24 protein-coding genes and 2 tRNA genes are annotated in these 24,366 nt (G+C 65.5%); 9 read left to right on the forward strand and 17 right to left on the reverse strand.

Annotated elements, in window-relative coordinates:
* Positions 1-66: 66 nt before the first annotated feature.
* The 11 genes from EH231_RS32240 to dnaA all read right to left on the reverse strand — a co-directional run bounded on the left by EH231_RS32240 (position 67) and on the right by dnaA (position 12,433).
* Positions 67-139: transfer RNA gene (locus tag EH231_RS32240), tRNA-Ala, on the reverse strand.
* A gap of 148 nt (positions 140-287) precedes the next feature.
* Positions 288-361, reverse strand: a tRNA-Ile gene (locus EH231_RS32250).
* A gap of 56 nt (positions 362-417) precedes the next feature.
* On the reverse strand, positions 418-1,311 hold the full coding sequence (locus EH231_RS32255) for a DUF3566 domain-containing protein (RefSeq protein WP_124714048.1): 894 nt from the start codon (positions 1,309-1,311) through the stop codon (positions 418-420).
* Positions 1,312-1,363: 52 nt separating this feature from the next.
* Positions 1,364-3,868, reverse strand: coding sequence for a DNA gyrase subunit A (gene gyrA / locus EH231_RS32260; RefSeq protein ID WP_090429417.1), 2,505 nt, complete (start codon positions 3,866-3,868; stop codon positions 1,364-1,366).
* 95 nt (positions 3,869-3,963) lie between these two features.
* A complete protein-coding gene (locus EH231_RS32265) occupies positions 3,964-4,188 on the reverse strand; it encodes an antibiotic biosynthesis monooxygenase (RefSeq protein ID WP_124714049.1) in 225 nt (74 codons plus the stop codon).
* A gap of 11 nt (positions 4,189-4,199) precedes the next feature.
* Positions 4,200-6,212 carry a DNA topoisomerase (ATP-hydrolyzing) subunit B gene (gyrB, locus tag EH231_RS32270; protein WP_090429421.1) on the reverse strand — a complete coding sequence of 671 codons (2,013 nt, stop codon included), beginning with the start codon at positions 6,210-6,212 and terminating at the stop codon, positions 4,200-4,202.
* A 210-nt stretch (positions 6,213-6,422) separates the two neighbouring features.
* Positions 6,423-7,001: a DUF721 family protein gene (locus EH231_RS32275; RefSeq protein ID WP_124714050.1), complete on the reverse strand. Its 579-nt coding sequence runs from the start codon at positions 6,999-7,001 to the stop codon at positions 6,423-6,425.
* Positions 6,998-8,152 (reverse strand): DNA replication/repair protein RecF, encoded by a 1,155-nt coding sequence (recF, locus tag EH231_RS32280; RefSeq protein ID WP_090429425.1) that lies wholly within the window; start codon positions 8,150-8,152, stop codon positions 6,998-7,000. The genes EH231_RS32275 and recF overlap by 4 nt, the downstream gene beginning before the upstream one ends.
* A gap of 11 nt (positions 8,153-8,163) precedes the next feature.
* Positions 8,164-9,057: a phosphogluconate dehydrogenase (NAD(+)-dependent, decarboxylating) gene (gnd, locus tag EH231_RS32285; RefSeq protein ID WP_090429427.1), complete on the reverse strand. Its 894-nt coding sequence runs from the start codon at positions 9,055-9,057 to the stop codon at positions 8,164-8,166.
* 25 nt (positions 9,058-9,082) lie between these two features.
* A complete protein-coding gene (gene dnaN / locus EH231_RS32290) occupies positions 9,083-10,276 on the reverse strand; it encodes a DNA polymerase III subunit beta (protein WP_044514324.1) in 1,194 nt (397 codons plus the stop codon).
* Positions 10,277-10,900: 624 nt separating this feature from the next.
* Positions 10,901-12,433 carry a chromosomal replication initiator protein DnaA gene (dnaA, locus tag EH231_RS32295; protein WP_090429429.1) on the reverse strand — a complete coding sequence of 511 codons (1,533 nt, stop codon included), beginning with the start codon at positions 12,431-12,433 and terminating at the stop codon, positions 10,901-10,903.
* A gap of 512 nt (positions 12,434-12,945) precedes the next feature.
* Between dnaA and rpmH the strand changes: the two genes are divergently transcribed.
* From rpmH to EH231_RS32340, 9 genes are all read left to right on the forward strand, one after another.
* On the forward strand, positions 12,946-13,089 hold the full coding sequence (gene rpmH / locus EH231_RS32300; RefSeq protein WP_055119217.1) for a 50S ribosomal protein L34: 144 nt from the start codon (positions 12,946-12,948) through the stop codon (positions 13,087-13,089).
* 21 nt (positions 13,090-13,110) lie between these two features.
* Positions 13,111-13,467, forward strand: coding sequence for a ribonuclease P protein component (rnpA, locus tag EH231_RS32305; protein ID WP_090429431.1), 357 nt, complete (start codon positions 13,111-13,113; stop codon positions 13,465-13,467).
* Entirely contained in the window at positions 13,464-13,817 is a 354-nt protein-coding gene (gene yidD / locus EH231_RS32310; protein WP_090429432.1) for a membrane protein insertion efficiency factor YidD, read from the forward strand. The genes rnpA and yidD overlap by 4 nt, the downstream gene beginning before the upstream one ends.
* Positions 13,810-14,889, forward strand: a complete 1,080-nt coding sequence (gene yidC, locus EH231_RS32315; RefSeq protein ID WP_090429434.1) for a membrane protein insertase YidC — start codon at positions 13,810-13,812, stop codon at positions 14,887-14,889. The genes yidD and yidC overlap by 8 nt, the downstream gene beginning before the upstream one ends.
* Positions 14,890-14,928: 39 nt before the next feature.
* Complete coding sequence (locus EH231_RS32320; RefSeq protein WP_090429436.1) at positions 14,929-15,477, forward strand: Jag family protein; 549 nt, start codon at positions 14,929-14,931, stop codon at positions 15,475-15,477.
* 58 nt (positions 15,478-15,535) lie between these two features.
* Complete coding sequence (gene rsmG, locus EH231_RS32325; protein ID WP_164481110.1) at positions 15,536-16,252, forward strand: 16S rRNA (guanine(527)-N(7))-methyltransferase RsmG; 717 nt, start codon at positions 15,536-15,538, stop codon at positions 16,250-16,252.
* A 2-nt stretch (positions 16,253-16,254) separates the two neighbouring features.
* A complete protein-coding gene (locus EH231_RS32330) occupies positions 16,255-17,241 on the forward strand; it encodes a ParA family protein (RefSeq protein ID WP_090429438.1) in 987 nt (328 codons plus the stop codon).
* Positions 17,242-17,302: 61 nt separating this feature from the next.
* Positions 17,303-18,346, forward strand: a complete 1,044-nt coding sequence (locus EH231_RS32335; RefSeq protein ID WP_124714051.1) for a ParB/RepB/Spo0J family partition protein — start codon at positions 17,303-17,305, stop codon at positions 18,344-18,346.
* A 222-nt stretch (positions 18,347-18,568) separates the two neighbouring features.
* On the forward strand, positions 18,569-19,360 hold the full coding sequence (locus tag EH231_RS32340; protein WP_090429444.1) for an acetyltransferase: 792 nt from the start codon (positions 18,569-18,571) through the stop codon (positions 19,358-19,360).
* Positions 19,361-19,480: 120 nt separating this feature from the next.
* On the opposite strand, the gene EH231_RS32345 is transcribed toward EH231_RS32340, so the two are convergent.
* The 6 genes from EH231_RS32345 to sigM all read right to left on the reverse strand — a co-directional run bounded on the left by EH231_RS32345 (position 19,481) and on the right by sigM (position 24,346).
* On the reverse strand, positions 19,481-20,209 hold the full coding sequence (locus EH231_RS32345; RefSeq protein WP_164481111.1) for an alpha/beta fold hydrolase: 729 nt from the start codon (positions 20,207-20,209) through the stop codon (positions 19,481-19,483).
* A 94-nt stretch (positions 20,210-20,303) separates the two neighbouring features.
* Positions 20,304-21,494 (reverse strand): N-acetylmuramoyl-L-alanine amidase, encoded by a 1,191-nt coding sequence (locus EH231_RS32350; protein WP_044514299.1) that lies wholly within the window; start codon positions 21,492-21,494, stop codon positions 20,304-20,306.
* A gap of 111 nt (positions 21,495-21,605) precedes the next feature.
* Positions 21,606-21,938 carry a thioredoxin gene (gene trxA, locus EH231_RS32355; RefSeq protein WP_003883337.1) on the reverse strand — a complete coding sequence of 111 codons (333 nt, stop codon included), beginning with the start codon at positions 21,936-21,938 and terminating at the stop codon, positions 21,606-21,608.
* A gap of 34 nt (positions 21,939-21,972) precedes the next feature.
* Positions 21,973-22,908, reverse strand: a complete 936-nt coding sequence (gene trxB, locus EH231_RS32360; protein ID WP_044514295.1) for a thioredoxin-disulfide reductase — start codon at positions 22,906-22,908, stop codon at positions 21,973-21,975.
* A gap of 81 nt (positions 22,909-22,989) precedes the next feature.
* On the reverse strand, positions 22,990-23,742 hold the full coding sequence (locus EH231_RS32365) for an RsmA family anti-sigma factor (RefSeq protein ID WP_164481112.1): 753 nt from the start codon (positions 23,740-23,742) through the stop codon (positions 22,990-22,992).
* Positions 23,693-24,346 (reverse strand): RNA polymerase sigma factor SigM, encoded by a 654-nt coding sequence (gene sigM / locus EH231_RS32370; RefSeq protein ID WP_090429449.1) that lies wholly within the window; start codon positions 24,344-24,346, stop codon positions 23,693-23,695. The genes EH231_RS32365 and sigM overlap by 50 nt, the downstream gene beginning before the upstream one ends.
* Positions 24,347-24,366 lie beyond the last annotated feature (20 nt).

The following is a 24,366-nucleotide window of genomic DNA, read 5'->3' on the forward strand; positions in this document are numbered from 1 at the left end:
CGGGTCACGAACAAGAAAGCGGCCCCGGCATCTGACACCGGAACCGCTCGTGACTGTTTTGACTTGTGGAGCCTAGGAGATTCGAACTCCTGACATCTGCCTTGCAAAGGCAGCGCTCTACCAACTGAGCTAAGGCCCCTCATTTGGCCGCGGGGTCTCCGCGTGGTGCCAAACCTCTTCACCGCGTCGTGATCGCCAGACGATCACCGCGACGGCTGCGACGCCGGCCAGAAGCAGATACCGCATGGGCGCAACCTCTCGGTGATCACCGGTTACACCGGGTGTCGTGGGCCTAGGAGGACTCGAACCTCCGACCTCTTCGTTATCAGCGAAGCGCTCTAACCGCCTGAGCTATAGGCCCGAAAATTGGGATCGACCGAGCGCAGAGATTACCGCACCGAGGCGCAGACTCCCAAATCAATCCCTGTCGGCCAGCGTGACCTCGACCCCGCCGACCAGATCGGTGGTCAGGTTGTAGATGAAGGCGCCGATGGTCGCCATCGCACACAGCACCACGATGTTCACCAGGCCGACGAGCGCCGCGCCGCCGAAGATCGTTCCGCTGGACACCAATTCGCCTCCCGAGGAGCCGCTGGCGCTGGTCAGAAGGTCGCCGACATTGCTGTTGAGCTTGCTCCACACGCCCATGGCGCCGAGCACCAGGTAGAGGAACGCCACCGCGATCATCCACACGAAGAACAACACCACCGACAGCACCAGTGAGACCTTCAGCACAGTCCACGGGTCGACCCGGCGGATCTGCATGCTCGCCCGGACCGGCCCCTGATGCGTGGCGCGGTTGCCGACCTGGATCCGGGTGGTCGGGGTGTTGCTCGAGGATCTGGCGGCCGGGGTCTCGGCGGACGCCTTGCGTGGGGCCGGACGCGGCGACGGGCCGGACAGGTCCGGAATCTCACTCGCGTAGGCCTCGGCTCGCACCGGCTCGTTGCGCGCGGCAGCCGGGGCCGGGCGCGCCGGCCGAGGCTGCTGCTCGGTCTCCTGGTTCTCCGTACCGGCGACGAAGCGCTGCAACCGGGCTTCCACACCGGGGGAGTGGGAGCCCGGCGTACGGGCGCCTTCGTCGCGCGATTCCGTGGCCGGCGGCGGTGTGCTCATCGCTGTCCCGCGCTGCCACGGCGGCACCTCACCGGTTTCGGTGATCTGACCGCCGGCAGGCCGGGCCTGGACCCCGCCGGTCTTGCTCGTGGACCCGGCGCCCTCGGCCCCGGCGGTCGTCCCGGAACCCGAGCCGTTGGAGCTGCCGGGCCGGTCGCCCGCTCGCGGGTACCCCGGCTCGCTCGGTGAACTCACCTAACAGCTCCTTAGCTCGGGCCGAGGTCCGCGGCGGGCCCCGGCGACAGCGTCACGCCTCGTCGGACTCTTCACCATCCGCATCCGAGTCCTCCTCGGCGTTGCGCGCAATCGCAATCAGTGTGTCGCCCTCGCCCAGGTTCATCAAGCGGACACCCTTGGTCTGGCGCCCAGCCTTGCGAACCTGACGTGCGGCGGTCCGGATGACACCGCCACCGGAAGTGATGGCGTACAGCTCCGTCTCGTCATCGACGATCAGCGCTCCGACCAGACTGCCACGTTTGCGGTCGTACTGGATCGTCAGGATCCCCTTGCCGCCACGGCCCTGAACCGTGTATTCCTCGATCGCGGTGCGCTTTGCGTAGCCGCCGGCGGTCGCGACCAGCAGATATGTGTCCGGTTGGACCACATTGAGGGACAGCAGCCGGTCGTCCTCGTTGAACCGCATGCCCTGCACGCCCGAGGTGGCCCGCCCCATCGGGCGCAGCGCCTCATCGGTCGCGGAGAACCGGATCGACTGGCCGTTTGCACTGACCAGCAGGAGGTCGTCGTCGGCCGAGCACAGCACCGCACCGACCAGTTCGTCACCGTCACGCAAGTTGATCGCCACGATGCCGCCGGAACGGTTCGAATCGAAGTCGACCAGCCTGGACTTCTTCACCAGGCCGTTGCGGGTGGCGAGCACCAGATACGGCGCGTCCTCGTAGCTCTTGATCTGGATGACCTGGGCGATCCGCTCTTCCGGCTGGAAGGCCAGCAGGTTCGCGACGTGCTGACCGCGCGCGGTGCGTGAGGTCTCCGGCAGCTCATAGGCCTTCGCCCGGTAGACGCGGCCCTGCGTGGTGAAGAACAGGATCCAGTCGTGGGTCGAGCAGACGAAGAAGTGGTTGACGATGTCGTCCTGCTTGAGCCCGGCTCCCTGCACGCCCTTGCCGCCGCGTTTCTGGCTGCGGTAGAGGTCGGTCTTGGTGCGCTTGGCGTACCCGGTCTCGGTGATCGTGACGACCACATCCTCGCGGGCGATCAGGTCTTCGTCGCTGACCTCGCCGTCGGCCGGCATGATGCGGGTCCGGCGGTCGTCACCGTGCTTCTCGACGATCTCGGCCAGCTCATCGCGGACGATCGCGCGCTGCCGTTCCGGCTTGGCCAGAATGTCCTCGAGGTCGGCGATCTCGGCTTCTATCTTGGCCAGATCGTCGACGATCTTCTGCCGTTCCAGGGCAGCCAACCGGCGCAGCTGCATGTCCAGGATGGCCTGGGCCTGGATCTCGTCGATGTCGAGGAGCTCGATCAGGCCGGCCCGGGCGATCTCGACGGTCTGCGACGCCCGGATCAGGGCGATCACCTCGTCGAGTGCGTCGAGGGCCTTGACCAGTCCGCGCAGGATGTGGGCCCGCTCGTTCGCCTTGCGCAACCGGTACCGGGTGCGCCGGATGATGACGTCGAGTTGATGCGCGACGTAATGCCGGATCATCTGGTCCAGGCGCAGTGTGCGCGGCACCCCGTCGACGATCGACAGCATGTTGGCGCCGAAGCTGGTCTGCAGCTGGGTGTGCTTGTAGAGGTTGTTCAGCACGACCTTCGCGACGGCATCGCGCTTGAGCTCCACCACGATTCGTAGACCGACGCGGTCGCTGGACTGGTCCTCGATGTTGGAGATGCCGGCCAGCTTGCCGTCGCGCACCTGCTCGGCGATCGAGGTGATGAAGTTGTCGTGGTTGACCTGGTACGGCAATTCGGTGATGACGATGCCGGTGCGGCCACGGCTGTCCTCTTCGATTTCCACCACACCGCGCATCCGGATGGAGCCGCGGCCGGTGGTGTAGGCGTCATGGATACCCTGGGATCCGACGATCAAGCCCGAGGTGGGGAAGTCCGGCCCCTTGACCCGCTCACATACCGCGGCGAGGGTGGCCTCTTCGTCGGCCTCATGGTTCTCGAGGCACCAGTACACGGCCTCGGCCAACTCCCGCAGGTTGTGCGGAGGGATGTTGGTGGCCATACCGACGGCGATGCCGCCCGAACCATTCGCCAGGAGGTTCGGGAACCGGCTGGGCAGCACCGTGGGTTCCTGCACCCGGCCGTCGTAGTTGGGGATGAATTCGACTGTCTCCTCGTCGATTTCCCGCAACATCTCCATGGCCAGCGGCGTCAGCCGGGCCTCGGTGTAACGCATGGCGGCAGCGGGATCGTTACCCGGCGAGCCGAAGTTGCCCTGACCGTCGACCAATGGGTAGCGCAACGACCAGGGCTGAGCCATCCGGACCAGGGTGTCGTAGATCGACGAGTCACCGTGCGGGTGATAGTTACCCATCGTCTCGGCCACCGAGCGCGCTGATTTCGCGTGGCTGCGGTCGGGGCGGAACCCGGAGTCGTACATCGCATAAAGCACGCGGCGGTGCACGGGCTTGAGACCGTCACGCACCTCGGGAAGGGCGCGGCCGACGATCACGCTCATGGCGTAGTCGATGTAGCTGCGCTGCATCTCGTGCTGGATGTCGACCGGTTCGATGCGGTCAGAGGTTCCGTCGCCGGGTGGCAACGTGGTGTCAGTCATGAGTTCCTCGCTCGTTGGCTCGGCGTGATGCGGTCAAAGGCCATCTGGACGCGACGCGAATTACGGTGGCGCGCATGGCAGGTGGGTCCTCGGGTTCACAGCGCCGCCGTGTGGTTGTGCTCCCACTTTTCGATCGGCGGTCCCAGCTCCGTCAGGAAAGTTGCGGCGTGCGGAAACGACGGGTCCTCGAGATCCCGATAGAACTCGTAGGGGCCGCAGCCCGGCTCGGCCATGGTGGGTTCGACCAGAGTGCGCATGGCGTCCGCGGCGCGGTCTGCGGCATCTGGGGCGACCTTGACCCGGATGAATGCTGTGTGCATCGGTTGTCTGCCTAAACGTCCAGGAAACGAACATCTTTGGCGTTACGCGTGATGAAGCTGCGGCGTGCTTCGACGTCCTCGCCCATCAGGATGGAGAACAGCTCGTCGGCAGCAGCGGCATCGTCAAGCGTCACCTGACGCAATACCCGCACCGACGGATCCATGGTGGTCTCCCACAACTCCTTGGCGTCCATCTCGCCGAGACCCTTGTAGCGCTGGATACCGTCGTCGACATTGATCCGCTTACCCGCTGCCTTACCGGCCTCGAGCAGGCCGTCCCGCTCACGGTCTGAGTAGGCGAACTCCGGTTCCTGCCGCTGCCATTTGAGCTTGTACAGCGGCGGCTGTGCCAGGAAGATGTGGCCGTGCTCCACCAGCGGTTTCATGAACCGGAAAAGCAGGGTCAGCAGCAGGGTTGAGATGTGCTGGCCATCGACGTCGGCGTCGGCCATCAACACGATCTTGTGATAGCGCAGCTTGCTGATGTCGAACTCGTCATGGATACCGGTGCCCAGTGCGGTGATGATGGCCTGGACTTCGGTGTTCTTCAAAACCCGGTCGATACGGGCCTTTTCGACGTTGATGATCTTGCCGCGCAGCGGCAGGATGGCCTGGAACATCGAGTCCCGGCCGCTCTTGGCCGAGCCGCCGGCCGAATCACCCTCCACCACATACAGTTCGGACTTCGACGGATCGGTCGAGCGGCAGTCAGCCAGCTTGCCCGGCAGGCCGCCGATGTCGGTCGCACTCTTGCGGCGGACCAGTTCGCGCGCCTTACGTGCGGCGATACGCGCCTGGGCTGACGAAACCGCCTTGTTCACCACGGTTTTCGCCTCGGCGGGATTCGCCTCGAACCAGTGGGTCAGCTGTTCGTTGCAGATCTTCTGAACGAACGACTTGACCTCGGTGTTACCGAGCTTGGTCTTGGTCTGGCCCTCGAACTGCGGCTGAGCCACCTTGACCGAGATGACCGCTGCCAACCCCTCGCGAATGTCGTCGCCGGTGAGGTTCGGATCCTTGTCCTTGAGCAGCTTCTTGTCTTTGGCGTACTTGTTCACCACGGTTGTCAGCGCCGAGCGGAAACCCTCTTCGTGGGTACCGCCCTCATGCGTGTTGATGGTGTTGGCGAACGTGTGCACCGACTCGGAGTATCCGGCGTTCCACTGCATCGCGATCTCGACCTCGTGGCCGGTGCCCTTGCCGTCGAAATCGATGACGCTGGGCTGGATCGCGGTCTTGGTGCGGTTGATGTGCTTGACGAAGTCGACCAGACCGCCGGGGTAATGGAAGGTCCGGTGCTTCACCTTGTGCGGTGCGGCGGCCTCGGCCGCCGTCTCCTCAGCCGACTTGGGTGCGGCGGCGGTGTCGGCGACCACCTCGTCGGTGATCTCGTCTTGGGTGACCCGTTCATCGGTGAGCTCGATGGTCAGGCCCTTGTTGAGGAAGGCCATCTCCTGCAGACGCCGGGCGATGGTCTCGAAGTCGTACACCGTGGTTTCGAAGACATTCGGATCCGCCCAGAACCGGATGGTGGTGCCGGTCTCCTTGGTCTTCTCACCCTGTCGCAGGGTGCCGGGGACCGAATTGTCGTAGGTCTGGAACCACTCGTATCCGTCGGTACGGACATCGGCTTCCAGCCGCGTGGACAGCGCGTTGACCACCGAGACGCCGACGCCGTGCAAACCGCCGGACACCTGGTAGGCACCCTCTTCGAACTTGCCGCCGGCGTGCAGGACGGTCATCACGACATCGATCGTCGGGATACCGGTGGCGTGCATGGCGACCGGAATGCCTCGCCCGTCGTCGGTGACCTGCACACCGCCGTCCTCGAGAATGCGGACGTCGACCTTCGTCGCGAACCCGGCCATCGCCTCGTCTACCGCGTTGTCGACGACCTCCCACACAAGGTGATGCAGGCCGCGTTCCCCGGTGGAACCGATATACATGCCGGGGCGTTTACGTACAGCCTCGAGGCCTTCCAGCACTTTGATCGAGTCGGCACCGTACTGATTCTGGGCAGCCACGTCGGACGCGTCTCCTTGGGGTTCGCGGGAGGCGGCAGCGTCACCGCCCTGCAGATCTCGCCACAGTCTACCGGTCGACACGTATAGGGCCGACTCTGCAGCGGCGTTTCCACCTATCTAACTGCGCCGTGCGCGGAATTTCTCGGGTATCGGTGCCTCCGGACGCTTGAGGAGATCCATTTTGCGCGTCTCGGGGTTCTCAGCGCAGTCCTAGCCGTAGGTGTCGCGGGGACCGCGGCCGGACACGTGATACCGGCCCTTCCGCCACGACGGGCCGACCGGGCCCACGATTTTCAGCGAGGTCACCACGCCGTCGCCGACCGCGGCGGCGATCTTGGCCAGCAGCTGGGACTGCACCATCCGCAGCTGGGTGGCCCACGCGGTGGACTCCGCCGACACCGTCAACACGCCCTCGTTCAAGCCGGTCGGGTTCGCATGGTCGGCGATCTGGTCGCCGACCACGGTCCGCCACCGGCCGAACACCGAACCCTCGGCAACCCTCGAGCCCCACCCCCGCACCTTCGCCAGGTCCTGGGTCGCGGCACCGAGCGGCTGTGGATCACGGATATCTGGCCCCGGGCCCGACCAACTCCGGCGACGACCGGCATTGCCGGCGACGCGTCGGACCGGGGCCCTGCGACCACGGCCGACATCCTTGCCTTGGCTGCGGGCCGCGCCTCGAGCCTCCTCCAGGGTCCGCCGCACCAGGTCCATGCCGCGCATGCGGCTGAGATCTTCGGGCGACACCGCGGGGGTCGGGTCGGAGGATTCTGCGGGATCGTTCGTCATGACTGCACCACCGATATCCGTCCCTGGTCGCTTTCGGTCATCCTGATCTCGACGCGGTTGACCGCCCAGTCCTGCGGGATGTCCTCACCGACCGCCGCGGTGACCAGAACCTGTTCGGCTTCACCGGCCACCGCTGCCAGGGCCTGCCTCCTCGAGGTATCCAATTCGGCGAAGACATCGTCGAGCAGCAGCACCGGATCGACGCCGTCCGAGCGCAGCAATTCGTAGGCCCCTAACCTCAGGGCAAGCGCCATCGACCACGATTCACCGTGGCTGGCAAAGCCTTTGGCGGGTTGATCACCCAGCCACAGCTCGAGATCGTCGCGATGCGGACCCACCAGACAGACTCCACGATCCAGCTCGGCGTCGCGGCGCCGGGCCAGCCCGTCCAGCAGCGCCGCCTCGTAGAACTCCACGGATTCCGGGCCCGGAGCGTTCTCGATCGCCTCCACGCTGCTGCGGTACTTGATGGTCGCGGGCCTGCTGGACGGCGCCAACAATTGGTAGGCCTTCTGGACCTCCGGATGAAGCTGCTCGACCAGTGCGATGCGCGCGGCGATCAGCGCCGCACCATGCGTGGCGAGGTGCCCGTCCCACACGTCGAGGGTGTCCAGGACACTGCGGTCGCCCCGATAACGTGCTCCGGCAGCGGTTTTCAGCAGCGCGGTACGCTGGCGCACAACCTTGTCATAGTCAGCACGGATACCGGCGATGGTCGGCCGGCGGGTGGTGGCCAGCTCATCGAGGTAGCGCCTACGCTCTCCGGGATCCCCTCGGACCAGCGCAAGGTCCTCCGGGCTGAACAACACCGCGCGCAACACCCCGAGGATTTCGCGGGGCGAACGTACCGGCGAACGGTTCAGCCGGGCTTTGTTGGCACGGCCGCTGGTGATCTCGAGATCGACCGCCAGTTCCCGTCCCTCGTTGACCACGATGCTCGAGACGATCGCGCGCGGCGCACCGGCCCGGATCAGGGGCGCATCGGAGGCCACCCGGTGGGAACCCAACGTGGCGCAATACCACAGCGCCTCAACGAGATTCGTCTTGCCGAAACCGTTCGATCCGACGAACACCGTGCGGCCGGGCTCGAGCTCGAGCTCGACATGTGCCCAGGACCGGTAGTCGGTCAGTCCCAGGTGACGGACATACATCGGAATTACGCCTAACCGGACTCACTGATCCGGTGCACAGCATGTCCACCGAACTGGTTACGAAGGGCCGAGACGGCTTTCATGGTGGGGGAGTCCTCTTGCCTCGAGGCGAACCGCGCGAACAACGACGCCGCGATCACCGGCATCGGAACCCGGTGACTGATGGCCTCCTCCACGGTCCAGCGGCCTTCCCCGGAATCCTCGGTGTACCCGCTGATCGCGGAGAAACCTGGATCCTCCTTGAGCGCCTTGGCCAGTAGCTGCTGCAGCCACGAGCGCACCACGGTGCCGTTCGTCCAGGCCTGGATCACCGCTTGCGGATCGGTGATCAGTTCCTCGGCCGCCAGCAGTTCGTATCCCTCGGCGTAGGCGTGCATCAGGCCGTATTCGATGCCGTTGTGCACCATCTTGGCGTAGTGGCCCGCGCCCACCGGACCGGCATGAACGAATCCGTCGGCCACGTCACCCTCAGGACGCAACGTGTCGAAGATCGGCATGGCTCGAGCCACGTCGGCGTCACTGCCGCCGACCATCAGTCCGTAGCCCTCGTGCAGACCCCAGACACCGCCCGACACACCGGCATCGATGAAGTTGATTCCCTTGTCGCCCAACAACTTTGCGTGGGGACCATCTTCGGTGTATCGGGAGTTGCCGCCGTCGATCACCAAGTCACCGGGGCCCAGCACATCAGCGAGCTCGCCGATGGTCTCGTGCGTCACCGTGCCCGACGGCACCATCACCCAGACCACCCGCGGCGCCTCGAGCGCGCCGGCCAGATCCTCCAGGCTGGCCACGTCACTCACTTCGGGGCGAGGGTCATAGCCCACGACCTCATGGCCCCCGGCGCGCAGGCGCTCGCGCATGTTGAAGCCCATCTTGCCCAGGCCGACTAACCCCAGTTGCATGTGCGCCCTCTCTAGCCCGGGCCGGTCAGCCGGGAAGGCGTACCGGCATCAACAGATAGACGTAATCGGTCTTGGCGGCCGGGAACGGACCCGAACCACCTCCGCTACCACCATCCTCGCTCGTCGGCCGCAACACCGCGGGGCGACTCGGCGTGGTGAAACCGAAAGTAACGCGGTCGGAATGCAGCGAGCTCAGCCCATCGGTCAGGTAGGTCGGGTTGAACGCGATGGTCAACGGGTCGCCGGCGAACTCGACCGGCAAGTCTTCCTCGGCCCGGCCCACGTCATCGGCGCCGGCCGACAGCCTGAGCACGTCATCGCCGAATTCCATGCGGATCTGGGCACCCCGGTCGGCCACCAGCGCCACACGCTTGATCGCCTCGGTGAGCTCGGCGACCCCGATGGTGGCCACCGCGGTGTGCTCGCTCGGCAACAGCTGACGGAACTTCGGGAACTCCGCGTCGAGCAGGCGGGTGGTGCTGCGCTTGCCGTTACTGCGGATACCGAGCAGGCCGTCCTTGCCGACCGACGCACCGGAGCCCAGCGACAGATGGACCTGATTGCCGTCGGTGCCCGCCTTGGCCGCCTCGGCCAGCGTCTTCGCCGGCACCAGCACGGCGGCTTCGATGTCGCTGGCGCTGGTCTCCCAGGTCAGCTCACGCACGGCGAGCCGGAAGCGATCGGTCGCCGCCAAAACCACTGATTCACCGGAGATCTCGACCCGGATACCGGTAAGCATGGGCAGGGTGTCGTCACGGCCTGCCGCGACCGCGACCTGGCCGATGGCCTCTGCGAACAGATCCGACGACACCACGCCGGTTTCTTCGGGCAGGGTCGGCAGCGCGGGGTAATCCTCGACAGCCAGGGTCGGCAGCGAGAACCGGGCGCTTCCGCAGGTCAGTGCTACCCGGGTGCCCTCGACGCTGAGCTCGACCGGCTTGGCGGGCAGCGCCTTGGTGATGTCGGACAGCAGTCGCCCTGACACCAAAACGCTTCCGGGAGAAGCGATTTCGGCGCTGACACGTACCTCGGCGGAAACTTCGTAGTCGAAGCCGGAGATGGTCAGGCCGTCGTCGGTGCCGGTCAGCAGGACGCCGGCCAGCACCGGGATGGTGGGCCGGGTCGGCAGATTGCGGGCCACCCAGGCCACCGCATCCGCGAAGTCCTCACGCACCACGCGGAACTTCAAGTCGGTCAGCCCAGCCGTCGTCGTCGCCACGTGCTATGCGCCCCTTCGATGATCCCCATAACGAGCTCTACCAGCATCTTCCCAAAACCGCACCATGCAGCCTGACGCTGAATGACAAAGCTGGAAACCGCTGTCGATGAACCACCGTAGAGCTTTCCGCATCAACTTGAAAGCTAATCGATCGGGGTGACATCCCCGCTTCGCGAGCCCGATCGGACGGGAGGTCCGCTCGGTGTCCCCAAGCCCCTTCTTCTAGAAAGAACTCTTAGAAGATATTTGAGTAACAGTATTAGGGGCTGTGAAAACTGGGGATGAACGGGTGTTTGCCCAGCACCGTCGGTGTGTCGCAATGTTAGTCCGCTGTGGAGACCGGTGGATGGACCGGCGCTCGGGTGTGGACAGAACGGTGAGTGTGGATGATTTTGTCATTCATCCCGTGGTTTGCCCGCAGGTTGTGCACAGCCGTATCCACAGCGGTGAGCTGTGACTTGTGAGGCGCAATGAGGCGGAAGTTGTTACAAGATTTTTCGCCGGACGGGCCTGAAGAGACCACGATGTGAGACGGCGGAGGCATTACGACGGCGGCACGGCGGCACGACTGAGCCCCCTCGAGTGTCGTCTCGAGGGGGAGTCAGGCGAGATACAGCGGGGGATTCAGCGCTTGGCGCGCTGACGAATCCGGGTGGTGAGTTCCTTCACGTGGTCGAAAACCTCGCGTCGCTCGGCCATCTCGCCACGGATCTTCTTCTCCGCGTACATGACCGTGGTGTGATCGCGCCCGAATGCCTGGCCGATCTTGGGCAGGGACAGATCGGTGAGCTCACGGCACAGATACATGGCGATCTGCCGGGACTGAGCCAACGCGCGGGTCTTGCCGGGGCCGCGTAGTTCCTCGACGGTGGTCTCGAAGTACTCGGCGGTGGCCGCCATGATCGCGGCCGTACTGATCTGCATGGTCGTCGCGTCGGCGATCAGATCGCGCAACACGACTTCGGCCAGTGACTTGTCGATCCGGGTCTTGTTCAGCGAGGCGAAGGCGGTGACACGGATCAGCGCACCCTCGAGCTCACGGATGTTGCGTTCGATGCTGCTGGCGATGAGCTCGAGCACGTCATCAGGCACGTCCAGACGATCCATCTGCGCCTTCTTACGCAGGATCGCGATGCGCGTCTCGAGCTCAGGCGGCTGAACATCGGTGATCAGGCCCCACTCGAAGCGGGTCCGGAGCCGGTCCTCGAGCGTGGCCAGCTGCTTGGGCGGGCGATCCGAGGAGATGACGATCTGCTTGTTGGCGTTGTGCAGGGTGTTGAAGGTATGGAAGAACTCTTCCTGGATACCTTCCTTCCCCTCGATGAACTGGATGTCGTCGACGAGCAGGATGTCGATGTCGCGGTAACTGCGCTTGAACGAGGCTTTGCGGTCGTCGCGGAGCGAGTTGATGAAGTCGTTGGTGAATTCCTCTGTGGAGACGTACTTCACGCGCATGCCCGGGAAGAGACGTTGCGCATAGTTTCCGGCCGCGTGCAGCAGATGCGTCTTGCCGAGGCCGGATTCACCCCAGATGAACAACGGGTTGTAGGCCCGGGCGGGTGCCTCGGCGATGGCGAGGGTCGCGGCGTGGGCGAAGCGGTTGGACGCACCGATGACGAAGGTGTCGAAGGTGTAGCGCCGGTTGAGATTGACCGCGTTGTCATCGCTGACCGTCGAGTCCCGCTGCGGGCTGCTGAAGTAGGTCGGCCAACTCTCCTCGGCGCTGACCTTGGCGGCCCGGTCGTCGTCGATCTCGTCCGCGTCGGTGGCCGGCTGCGCCGAGGTGCTCTCCGGTGCCCCATCGCCGGCCGAGTCAGCCGTCTCGGCGGGGGAGTCCGCGGATTCCTCGGAGGGTGTGGCGATGCGCACACCGAGTTCGACGCGCTGGCCCAGTTTGCGACTGAGCGCGTTGATGATGGGCTCGCGGAGGTGGCGTTCGATCTCGTTCTGGACGAACGTGGTGGGAACCGAGAGCAGAGCAAACCCCTCGGCGATCACGAGCGGTTCCACCAGCTTGAGCCAGGCTCTTTGCTGCGGGGTCAGCTGGGGTGCGGCTGGATCACCTGCGGGACCGGACTGTGCACCGCGGTCGCCGTTGAGCTCGGCGACGACGCTGTTCCAGACGGCGACGAATGGTGGGTCGGGGTCCGCTGTCAACGACCGTTTCCCCCTTTGAGGTGCATCGAGGTCGATCCGGTGACGACCAAAAAGAACGATGACGAACTGTCCACATATTTATCCACAGCTTGTGGAGAAAGGACAGTCGTCGTCGCTCTGTGTCTGTTGTGAGAGCGTCGGGGCCGGGTTCGTCACGTGCTGTGAAGCTGCACCGCGGAGCGACGTCCTCATTTTATTGTCCGGAGCCGGTCCAGGCTCGGAACGGCATTGCCAGAAGCTAACAGTTTTCTCTCGATGTGCCAACAGTTCTGCAACATCGGAAGGAGTCCAAGTAAGCGGGTCCGCGCAGGTTTGACCGAGGGAAATCTCATCAGTACCCTCGAGCAGTCGCCCGCACGTGGCGGTACGGCTGCGCCCGGGAGGTTCCGGAGAATGCGCCGGTTAGTAAAGCACGACGGACGAGCTTAAATCGAGCTTGCACGGTAACCGCGTTTCGGCGGCACTTCGGTGTCGTCGGGTGCGGGTGCCAAATGGAACAAGGAGAGATTGCCGTGGCCAAGGGCAAGCGGACTTACCAGCCCAACAACCGCCGCCGTGCGCGTGTGCATGGGTTCCGGCTGCGGATGCGTACGCGCGCCGGCCGCGCCATCGTCGCCAACCGTCGTGGCAAGGGCCGTCGCGCACTTACTGCGTGATACGACGCAGGATCTAGCGCGGTGCTCCCGGCTCGATACCGGATGAGGCGGTCCGCGGAGTTCAGTGCCACCGTCAGTCGTGGCGCGCGTGCAGTCCAACCTGACGTTGTCGTACACGCGCTACACGAGGGAACGGACGCTACCGGCCCGCGGGTCGGTCTGATCGTGTCCAAAGCTGTCGGTAACGCCGTGGAACGTCATCGGGTGTCGCGGCGGCTGCGTCATGTCGCCCGCACCGTCATACCGCAACTGGACGCCACCGACCTGGTGGTGATCCGGGCTCGTGCGGGCAGTAGTGAAGCGCCGTCGTCGCGGCTGGAGCAGCAGTTGCAGCGCGCTCTCGAGCGCCTTGAGTCGCGGCGCAGGACGACCCCATGATTCGCAGGGCGGGTGTCGGTGCTGCCCGCGGTGCGATCTTCCTGATTCAGCTCTACCGTCACACCATCTCTCCGCTTCGACTGCCGTCGTGCCGGTTCATGCCGACCTGCAGTCAGTACGCGGTCGACGCCCTCACCGAATACGGCCTGTTCCGCGGCGGGTGGCTGACGTTGATCCGACTGCTGAAATGCGGACCTTGGCATCCAGGGGGATGGGACCCCATCCCGGACCGGTGCCCACACGATCACGAGTCCTTCACGTCTGATGAGACCGTGTCTGGCGAGATAGCCGCCGAAAACCTTGTCTGGGAGACCCCAGCGAAGCGAGGGGAGAGCAAGTCGCGTGTTTAATTGGTTCAGCCTGGACATCATCTATTACCCGGTGTCGGCGATCATGTGGGTTTGGTACAAGGCGTTCGCCTTCCTGCTCGGCCCCGAGAATTTCTTCGCCTGGGCGCTGTCGGTGATGTTCCTGGTGTTCACCCTGCGCGCGATCCTCTACAAACCCTTCGTCAAGCAGATCCGCACCACGCGGCAGATGCAGGAACTGCAGCCGCAGATCAAGGCCCTGCAGAAGAAGTACGGCAAGGACCGCCAGCGGATGGCACTGGAGATGCAGAAGCTGCAGCGCGAGCACGGGTTCAACCCGATCCTTGGCTGTCTGCCGATGCTGGCGCAGGTGCCGGTGTTCCTGGGCCTGTACCACGTGCTGATGTCCTTCAACCGGACGCAGACCGGCATCGGCCGGCTGGGGTTGTCGGTGGAGGAGAACCGCAGCCTGGCCAACTATGTCTTCAGCGCGACCGACGTCGGCCACTTCCTCGACGCGAACCTGTTCGGTGCACCGCTCGGCGCGACGATGGTGCAGCAGCACGGTCTCGAGGCATTCACCGAATTCAACCGGCTCTCTGTGGTCCTGGTCGGTGTGCCGATCATGATCCTGGCGGGCATCGCAACGCACTTCAACAGCCGCGCCTCGGTGGCTCGCCAGAGTGTGGAGGCCGCCGCCAACCCGCAGACCGCGATGATGAACAAGCTCGCGCTCTACGTCTTCCCGCTCGGTGTGGTGGTCGGTGGACCGTTCCTGCCGCTGGCCGTGATCATCTACTGGCTGTCCAACAACATCTGGACCTACGGTCAGCAGCACTACGTGTTCGGGATGATCGAGAAGGAAGAAGAGGCCAAGAAGGCCGAGGCGTTGGAACGCCGCTCTGCGAACGCACCCGCCCCTGGCGCCAAGCCCAACAAGGCCCGTAAGACCGACGCCGCGAGCGCGGCGGTGACCGGTGATGTGGCGGGCGCCGAAGCAGACGCGAAGGCGACGCAGAGCGAGGATCAGAGCGACACGGCGGGTGGATCGGCAGGGCCGAGCGTGAGCCGCACGCCCAAGCCCGGTGCACGCCCCAAGAAGCGGAAACGGTGACCAGTTCTCACACTGGCTACAAGTAGGGAGAAGACGGATATGACGGACGCACAGACGACCGAGACCGAGCCCGGCGCAGAGCTGGAGGAGGCCGCCCAGTCCGCGCCGAAGAGCGAGGACGATCTGGAGGAGCGACTGGTCGCGGAAGGCGAGATCGCCGGCGACTACCTCGAGGAGCTGCTCGACCTCCTGGACTTCGACGGCGATATCGACCTCGATGTCGAAGGGGACCGGGCAGTCGTGAGCATCGACGGCGGTGGCGATCTGAGCAAGCTGGTCGGGCGTAAGGGAGAGGTGCTCGACGCTCTCCAGGAGCTGACCCGGCTGGCCGTGCATCAGAAGACCGGCGAACGCAGCCGGCTGATGCTGGACATCGCGCGGTGGCGGCGCCGTCGTCGCGATGAGCTCGCGGCATTGGGCGACAAGGTGGCCCGCCGGGTGCTGGAGTCGGGCGAGCGCGAAGAGCTGGCTCCCATGACGCCGTTCGAGCGCAAGATCGTTCACGACGCGGTGGCTGCGGTCGAGGGCGTCCGCAGCGAGAGCGAAGGCGTTGAGCCGTCGCGACGCGTCGTCGTTCTGCTTGGCTGAGTTTTAGTTACAAAGGTGTAGTTCGTTTGCGGCGACGGTGCCGTAGGGAGTGCGGAGGATGTTTCACGTGAAACATGGACCGGTCCCCGCGGCACCGGACGCCGCGGCGGGGGTCTTCGGAGATCGTCTGGAGACCGCCGAACGGTACGCGGCGATTCTGGCCGGTGCCGGTGTCGAGTGGGGTCTGATCGGTCCGCGAGAAGTGGACAGGCTCTGGGATCGACACATTCTCAATAGCTCCGCTCTCGGAGAGCTCCTGGCTCCCGATGAGCGCATCGGCGATATCGGCAGCGGCGCCGGCCTCCCGGGAATCCCCGTGGCTCTGGCGCGCCCCGATGTGCATGTCACGTTGATCGAGCCGCTGCTGCGTCGCAGCGAGTTCCTGCGCGAGGTGGTCGATGAATTGGGGCTCGATGTGACGGTGGTCCGCGGTCGGGCCGAAGATGCCGAGGTTCGCCAGTCGGTGGGCGAGTTGGATGTGGTGACGTCGCGTGCGGTCGCCTCGCTCGACAAGTTGACGCGCTGGAGCATGCCGCTGCTTCGCGTCGACGGAAGGATGCTCGCCCTGAAAGGCGAGCGCGCTGAGGCTGAGATTGAAGAGCATCGGCGTGTGATGGCTTCCCTGGGTGCAGTCGATGCCAGGGTGGTGAAATGTGGCGTGAACTATTTGAACCCGCCCGTAACCGTCGTCGCCGTGCGGCGAGAAGCGGTGAGACCGGGCAACCGGTCAACGGGCAGAGCCTCCGGTTCGCGGGGGAGATCGGGCAGGAGATGAGGATGGGTTCTGATCGGCAGGCAGCCGTTGGTGCGGCTGCTACGCCCGCCGTTTCACGTGAAACGGTTTCACGTGAAACATGGAACAACAATGCCGGCACCCCGTGGTCCACGGACGCCAGCATGGACACCCCGATAGCGGCGGAGGCGGAGCAGGCGACACGTGTGCTCCACACCTCGCACGGCCAACTTCCGCGGCCGTCGCGTCAGCGCGTGTTCACGATCGCGAATCAGAAGGGCGGCGTCGGTAAGACGACGACGGCGGTGAACGTCGCCGCGGCCCTTGCGCTGCAGGGGTTGCGGACGTTGGTGATCGACCTCGATCCGCAGGGCAATGCCAGCACGGCCCTCGGCATCGAGCATCGCCCCGGGACCCCGTCCTCGTACGAGGTCCTCATCGGCGACATCCCGGTGGAGGAGGCTCTCCAGCAGAGCCCGCACAGCGACCGGTTGTTCTGCATTCCCGCGACGATTGATCTGGCCGGGGCCGAGATCGAATTGGTCAGCATGGTGGCGCGCGAGGGACGGCTGCGGGGAGCGCTTGCGGCCTTGGCCAACCACAATTTCGACTACGTGTTCATCGACTGCCCGCCGTCCCTCGGGTTGTTGACCATCAATGCTCTGGTGGCCGCGCCCGAGGTGCTGATCCCGATCCAGTGCGAGTACTACGCGCTGGAAGGTGTGGGGCAGCTGCTGCGCAACATCGAGATGGTGAAGGCGCATCTGAACCCGGAGCTGTCGGTGTCCACCGTGATACTGACGATGTACGACGGGCGGACCAAGCTGGCGGATCAGGTTGCCGAAGACGTACGAGAGCACTTCGGCGACAAAGTGTTGCGCACGGTCATCCCGCGGAGCGTGAAGGTATCGGAAGCGCCCGGATATGGGATGACGATCCTCGATTACGATCCGGGTTCCCGTGGCGCGTTGAGCTATCTCGACGCGAGCCGGGAGATCGCAGAGCGTGGGGCACCGCCCCGCGGGCAGTAGACGCTAGTAACCGACAGCCAGCAGACAGACAGCGGACGGCAGCAATGAGCAGGAGACGACCATGAATCAGCCGGTACGGAAGCGGAGTGGCCTCGGCAGGGGACTGGCAGCCCTCATTCCGACCGGTCCTGCTGAGGACGGCACCGACGCCCTGAGCCCCAGGATCGGTGCGACCGCAGCTGACGTTCTGCTCGGTGGCCCGCCGTCCGTGACGGGGGATTCGGGGACGCCGCCCACTGCCACGACGTCCGTCGTACCCGATGATGCTGACCCAGTCCTCAGCAGCGATGTCGGCGCGACCTACCGCGAGATCGACCCGAGCCTGATTCAGCCGAACCCGCGTCAGCCCCGCCAGGTGTTCGACGAAGAAGCGCTGAACGAGCTGGTGCACTCCATCCGTGAGTTCGGATTGATGCAGCCGATCGTGGTCCGCGCGGTCGAGGAGAACGGCCAGTCCCACTACCAGCTGGTGATGGGGGAACGGCGCTGGCGGGCCGCCCAGCAGGCCGGCCTCGAGACAATCCCGGCGATCGTCCGCGAGACCGGTGACGACAACATGCTGCGCGACGCGCTGCTGGAGAACATCCACCGGGTCCAGCTCAACCCGCTGGAGGAGGCCGCCGCCTACCAACAGCTACTCGACGAGTTCGAAGTCACCCACGACGAACTTGCCGTCCGGATCGGCCGGTCGCGGCCGCTCATCTCCAACATGATCCGTCTGCTGCGTCTGCCGATCCCCGTGCAGCGTCGAGTCGCAGCCGGCGTGCTCTCCGCGGGCCACGCACGGGCACTGCTCGCCCTGGAAGGAGGAGCGGAGAAGCAGGAGGAGCTTGCCGCCCGGATCATCGCGGAAGGGATGTCGGTGCGGGCCACCGAGGAGGCCGTGACACTGGCCAACCGCGATGGGAACACCGCACCACCGGCTCCGCGGCGCAAGCCGATTCAGATGCCGGGACTGCAGGACGTTGCTGAGCGGCTCTCGTCAGCCTTCGACACCCGCGTCACGGTCAGTCTCGGCAAACGAAAAGGCAAGATCGTGGTGGAGTTCGGATCCGTGGACGACCTTCAGCGCATTGTCGACATTATGAGCGCCGAAGAGCACTGAGAGCCCACGACCAACGACACCAGGTTGTTCCGTCACTGTGACACATCAGTGATCAGCATATGCAGTCGCGAACGCCGCATAGCGCAAAGCTTCTGTGCGGCATAGCATTTCACTTCGGAGGCGGAACTCGATGAGATTTGCAGGGCGCAGTGCACCGGCTCCGGCGGACTCTCCTATCCTTGAGGGGCAGCCACGCACACAGTGTGAAAGCCAGGGACCTCAGTGACAGCACGAATCACGCCGCTACGGCTCGAGGGCTTCGAGCAGCTTCCCAAGCATGCGCGGCGATGTGTGTTCTGGGAAGTCGATCCGTCCACCGTCGGAGATGACCACCTGACGGATCCCGAATTCGAAAAAGAAGCCTGGCTCTCGATGGTCATGCTCGAGTGGGGATCGTGTGGTCAGCTCGCGGTCACGGTCCGTCCGGATGCGGTCCCGGATCTCGGTCCTGACATCGAGGATGCAGGCGAGCTCGCGTTGGATGAACCCTGCCTGGGCTTTGCGTTCTATGCACCTCCGGGCGCGGTGCCCCGGGCCCGGCTCTTTCCCACCGCCCCGGTGAGTGCCGATGCGATCCTGTTGACGGCGGTCGGCGTCGAATGCGCCGACGACACCGAACGGTTGTCGCAGAGTCTGCTCGCTGCCGTGGTGAACGACCTCGTGCGCCGAGGCGTTCGTGCACTGGAAGCCTTCGGTTACACCTCGGCATTCACGGAGCTGGCGGACGGCGGAAAGCTGCCCGCGGAGTTGGCCCCGGTTGTCGAGGTGCTGGGGGACTGCGCCGTCGACCAGTGCATGCTCGGATCAGACTTTCTCGAGGACGTCGGTTTCACCGTGGTGGCCCCACATCCGTACTTCCCGCGGTTGCGCCTGGAACTCGACAAGGGACTCGGCTGGAAGGCCGAAGTGGAAGCCGCACTCGAGCGTCTGCTGGAGAACGCGCGGATCGAGTTGCCGGTCGGTGCCGGGATGTCCGGGGCCGGGGTTGGGGTGAAAAGCGTTGCGCCTCAGTAGAAATTGACGTGGGACCGAGCACGTCGATGTGCCGGCCACCGGCAGGATCCGGCGATCGATAACGAAACCCGCTGCGGGACAACATATCTAGCTCTTGACGGGCACAGATGGCGGGATTTCTCAGTCGCCGGCGTCCGACAGTGCGACCCCACCTGCGATCCGCGAGAGCACGTCGGCAAGCATGCGGGGTCGGGAGAGGAACGGCGAGTGTCCGCCCGGTAGCTCGAGTACGTTGGCGCCGAGCCTTTCGTGTGAGACGCGCCGCGACCAGTCTGGCCGTACCATCTGATCGCCGGAGCAAATGATCGACGTCGCGGCGACAGCGGGGAACTGTTTCAGAGGGAATCGTTCATGGTACGGTGTCCACGCTTGGCGCCGAAGTCGCGAAACCGAGGCCTCGGCGACGCGATCGGGGCAGTCCTGGTAGAAGGCGCGTCGCGCTAGACCGTGATCGGTCCAGGATCGGCAACCCTCGGAATCCAAGCCGCTCAGCCCGGATAAGCAAGTGCCGTTCACCAGGTCGCCGCCTTTGATCTGCTCGGTGAGGCTGCGCCCGGGTTCCGGAATCAACGCGCACAGATAGACCAGTCGACGAACAGGGATGTGGTGGGCCACCAATGGAATCGTGCTGCCGCCCAGGGAATGACCGACCAGGATGACATCGTCACCACCGACTCCGCCGAGGGCCGTGCCGACGATCTCGGCATAGGTTTCCAGGGTGGCGGACGGTTGATCGGCCGGTAGATCCGGTGCGACGACGCGATGGCCGCGCCCGATCAGCTCGGGAGTGAGAAGCTCCCAGCACCATGCCCCGTGCCAGGCCCCGTGCACCAGAGCGAAGGTCGCCACGATTTGAGAGTAGAACCAGCGGGCCTGAAACGGCGCCGAAGCGCTCACGCGCTCGAGTTCAATCGGCGCTCACGCGCTCCAGTTGAATTGGCGCTCACGCGCCGCGGCTGGCCTGTTCGACCGAAAGCTCATGCGCCAACAACTCCGCGAACGTGAAAGTCCCTGTGGGCCGGTCGTTCTTGCCCAGCAGGTACAAGCGCTTGACGGCGGCCAGGATGCCCTCGGCGATCGCGTCCCGGGTGTGGGTCGACAGCAGCAGGCCCCGATCGTGGGGATTGGTGATGTAGCCGATGTCGACCTGAACGGTGGGCATCCGGGTCAGCCGCAGCAGATCCCAGGTCCGGCCGTGGGATCGGCAGTCGCGTAACCCGGTGCGGGCCACCACTTCCCGCTGGATGAAGTCGGCAAGGTTGCGGCCGATGGTCGACACCGAACCGTGCGAATTCCCGAAGTGGAACGAAGCCACTCCGTTGGCGGAGGGGGAGCGCTGGCTCTCACACCGCAGGCTGATCATCAGATCGGCGCCGACCCGGTTCGCGGTGGCGGCACGCTCGGGATCCAGTGGGCTGCGATTGGCCGGCCTCGAGATGAACGTCTCCATGCCGATCGCTGTCATCCGGCCTTCCAGCCGACTTGCCAAGTCCCACAGGATGTCTGCTTCGCTGATCGGGCCGTCGGGCCCGTGCATGATCATGCCGTGGTCTGCTCCGCCGCGGCCCGGATCGATGATCACGTGCTTACCCGACAGCTGCGGGCCGGAGCGGCGTACCAGCTCCTCTTCCCGGATCGCGTGCGGCGACCCACCGGTCACGCGCGAACCCAGGAAGTACAACGAGCGCAACGTTTCCGGTCCACAGATACCGTCCGGGTACAGCCCGTACTCACGCTGGTAAGAGGACAGCGCATTGTGGGTCTGCAGGCCGAAATGCCCGTCGACCATGCCGGTATAGAAACCGAGGTCCTGCAGGCGGGCCTGCAGGGTGGCAACGTCGTCGCCGTACATGGGCGCGCCGAACTGATGGGTCAGCGTGCGTGCACCGAGCCGGTAGGAGGCCTCGCGCAGGGCGCGATACGTGGCCTCCCCGACGATTCCGTCCACCAGCAGGCCACGATGCTGCTGAAATGCCCGGACGGCGCTGTCGAGCTCGTCGTCGAACGCGTCGAGCGCAACATGCCTACCGGTGCTCAGGTCGGCGTCAGGGTTGTCCATCAGACCTAACGCGGCCAACGCTGCCCGGATCTCGGTGACTGCTCCGCCACGGTCACCGCGACGCAGACTCGACATTCGGCCCCTCCATGCTGGTTTCCGGCCGTCTGCCGGACTAGCTGCCCAGCATTGTCTCAGATTTCGGCCACATACCGGAAAACGCCAGGCGTATCCGGGGTGTGCGTGATGTCAGAGTGCGTCGGCGAGTTCCCGCAGCAGCGCGGCCTTGCCCTTGGCGCCGACGATGCGCTTGACCGGTGCGCCGTCCTTGAAAAGGATCAGCGTCGGGATCGACACCACCTGGAAATCACGGGCGGTGGCCGGGTTGGCGTCGACGTCGATCTTGGCGACACGCAACTCGCCCGCCTTCTCGCCGGCGATCTCCTCGAGCACCGGGGCCACCATCTTGCACGGCCCGCACCAGGTGGCCCAGAAATCCACCAGCACCGGTGTGCTGCTGGTCAGGACGTCGTCGGAGAACGAATCGTCTGTAACCGTTACTGTTGCGCTGTCCGCACTCATGGAGCTCTCCTGTCGGGTCGAAATCTATTGGGGGTCAGTCGTTCTCGGCGAGCCAACGCTCGGTGTCGATGGCCGCCGAACAGCCGCTGCCCGCAGCGGTGATGGCCTGGCGGTAGGTGTGGTCGACAAGGTCGCCTGCGGCGAACACGCCGTCGAGCGTGGTGGCGGTGGTACGGCCGACGACCTCTACGTAACCCTCGTCGTCGAGATCGATCTGGCCGCGCACCAGTTCCGAGCGGGGGTCGTGGCCGATCGCCACGAACACACCGGTGACGTCGAGCTTGGACTCTTCGCCGGTGACGGTGTCACGCAGCCGCACGCCCGTCACCTTCGGATCGCCCTCGATCTGGGTGATCTCGGTGTTGGTCAGGAAGGTGATCTTCTCGTTGGCGCGGGCCCGCTCCAGCATGATCTTGGAGGCGCGGAACTCGTCGCGGCGATGGATCAGAGTGACCGAGCGGGCGAATCGGGTGAGGAACGTCGCTTCCTCCATCGCCGAATCGCCACCGCCGACCACGATGATGTCCTCGTCGCGGAAGAAGAAGCCGTCGCAGGTGGCACAGGTGCTCACACCCATACCGGTCAACGCTTCCTCGCCGGGCACGCCCAGATGGCGCGCGGCGGCACCCATCGCCAGGATCACCGACCGGGCCTGGTGGGTCTCGTCGCCGACAGTGACCGATTTCACCGGGCCGGTGAGGTCGACGGCGTCGACGTCCTCCATGCGCAGATCCGCACCGAAGCGCAGGGCCTGCTCCCGCATCTCGTCCATCAATTCGGGGCCGGTGATGCCTTCGCGGAATCCTGGGTAGTTCTCCACTTCGGTGGTGGTCATCAACGCGCCGCCGAACTGCGTGCCCTCGAACACCAGCGGCTTGAGCTGGGCGCGGGCAGCGTAGATGGCTGCGGTGTATCCGGCGGGGCCGGAACCGATGATGATGACGTCGTGAACCGTCGCTGAGGTGGACATGTAGGCCTTTCTGCCGTACTCGGCACGGGTTGCAACGTCAGCCTAGGCCGGATGTGTTCCCAGGTGAGTTCGTAGGACAGACTACGGACGTCTCACCGGGCGTTTCACCACGGTCTGGGCCAACGTCGCGGCGTGTTCAGCGTCGCAGTTCGCCGGGAGCACCAGGGCGACGACGGCGTCGGTCGTGTCGGGTGGTCTGGGAGGCACCAGGACCAGCACACCGGGCTGACCGGCCACCTCCAGGGGCCGGGCACCGAGGACCGCCACGCCGGAGGGATAGCCCAGCGCGGTCAGGCAGGCGGTCCGGCGCTGCGGGTCGGTCAGCGGCCCCAGGTCGGCCGGTGTCGACAGAAGGCCCAGGATCTGGGATTCGGACAAACCGATCCCGCTGCGCGGCGGTGACACGGTGATCTTGCCGAGGCTGGTCATGGTCGAGGGTGCCTGACCGGCCGGGCGCGTCAGTACGGCTCCGCCCACCACGGCGGCCAGCACGGCCGCACCTGCTCCGGTGACGGCGGCGATCAGCTTCCAGCGACTCGCTGAGGGTTTCGGCGGGGCCGGCTCGGTCCGCAGCGCCTCGGACAGCCGGGCGCTGACCTCGGCGGGCACCGGGGCAGCGGACTCGGAATCCGCACCGAGTTCGCGTAGATCGCGGCGCACCCGATCGAGGGCGGCCAGGGTGTTCCTGGCCTCGGGGCCGGCCAGGGGGTCGCTGCGCACGCGCCTGCGGATGTCCGCGGCGGTGGCGTCATCGAGCAGCCCGGCCTGCAGATCAGCCAGCAGCTCAGCAGGAATCGGGCCGTCCGACGGCACTCGGGGCGTGCTGCCGTTCATCGGCTTCAAAATACTGGAGCAGGCGGGCCAGCTTGTGTCTGGCGCGGGCGCACCGGCTCTTCACGGTGCCCTCCGCGACCCCGAGCAGCAGCGCCGTCTCGGCCACCGAGTAGCCCTGCATGTCGACCGCGACCACCGCGGCGCGCTGCTCGACCGGCAGCTGCATCAGGGCCCGCTCCACCACGATCGCGGTGGCCACCCGGGGAGCCGGGTCGCCCGCGGGGTCGCGGAGGTGAACCAGGTGGCCGAGTTCGTACTGAGACGCGGTGGGCTGGTTGCGTGATCGGCGGACCCGGTCCAGGCAGGCGTTGACCACGATCCGATACAGCCAGCTGCTGACCGCCGAGTCGTGGCGGAACGAGGCGGCCGTGCGATGCGCCGACAACAGCGCGTCCTGCACGGCGTCGTCGGCGTCCTCGTGGTGACGGCTGGTCAGGAAGGCCAAGCGGCGCAACTGGCTGTGGTGCCGGTGGACCAGTTCCTCGAATGCGTAGCGGTCCCCGGCGACATGGGCGGCCAGCAGTTCGGCGTCCGAGCGCACGGCCGCGCCGTGCCCCCGCGGCTGCTCTGTGCCCGGCTTGCCGGTCCCCCCGAACCTTCCCACACGCTGAACTTAAACGCTGT

This window comes from Mycolicibacterium nivoides, assembly GCF_003855255.1.
GTDB lineage: Bacteria > Actinomycetota > Actinomycetes > Mycobacteriales > Mycobacteriaceae > Mycobacterium > Mycobacterium nivoides.

Bases quoted from the DNA above. Each gene is read 5' to 3' on its own strand.
- gyrA (WP_090429417.1), bottom strand. From the start codon at position 3,868: ATGACTGACACCACGTTGCCACCCGGCGACGGAACCTCTGACCGCATC.
- EH231_RS32265 (WP_124714049.1), bottom strand. From the start codon at position 4,188: ATGCACACAGCATTCATCCGGGTCAAGGTCGCCCCAGATGCCGCAGAC.
- EH231_RS32275 (WP_124714050.1), bottom strand. From the start codon at position 7,001: ATGACGAACGATCCCGCAGAATCCTCCGACCCGACCCCCGCGGTGTCG.
- recF (WP_090429425.1), bottom strand. From the start codon at position 8,152: ATGTATGTCCGTCACCTGGGACTGACCGACTACCGGTCCTGGGCACAT.
- gnd (WP_090429427.1), bottom strand. From the start codon at position 9,057: ATGCAACTGGGGTTAGTCGGCCTGGGCAAGATGGGCTTCAACATGCGC.
- yidD (WP_090429432.1), top strand. From the start codon at position 13,464: ATGATTCGCAGGGCGGGTGTCGGTGCTGCCCGCGGTGCGATCTTCCTG.
- EH231_RS32320 (WP_090429436.1), top strand. From the start codon at position 14,929: ATGACGGACGCACAGACGACCGAGACCGAGCCCGGCGCAGAGCTGGAG.
- rsmG (WP_164481110.1), top strand. From the start codon at position 15,536: ATGTTTCACGTGAAACATGGACCGGTCCCCGCGGCACCGGACGCCGCG.
- EH231_RS32330 (WP_090429438.1), top strand. From the start codon at position 16,255: ATGGGTTCTGATCGGCAGGCAGCCGTTGGTGCGGCTGCTACGCCCGCC.
- EH231_RS32335 (WP_124714051.1), top strand. From the start codon at position 17,303: ATGAATCAGCCGGTACGGAAGCGGAGTGGCCTCGGCAGGGGACTGGCA.
- EH231_RS32350 (WP_044514299.1), bottom strand. From the start codon at position 21,494: ATGTCGAGTCTGCGTCGCGGTGACCGTGGCGGAGCAGTCACCGAGATC.
- trxA (WP_003883337.1), bottom strand. From the start codon at position 21,938: ATGAGTGCGGACAGCGCAACAGTAACGGTTACAGACGATTCGTTCTCC.
- trxB (WP_044514295.1), bottom strand. From the start codon at position 22,908: ATGTCCACCTCAGCGACGGTTCACGACGTCATCATCATCGGTTCCGGC.
- EH231_RS32365 (WP_164481112.1), bottom strand. From the start codon at position 23,742: ATGAACGGCAGCACGCCCCGAGTGCCGTCGGACGGCCCGATTCCTGCT.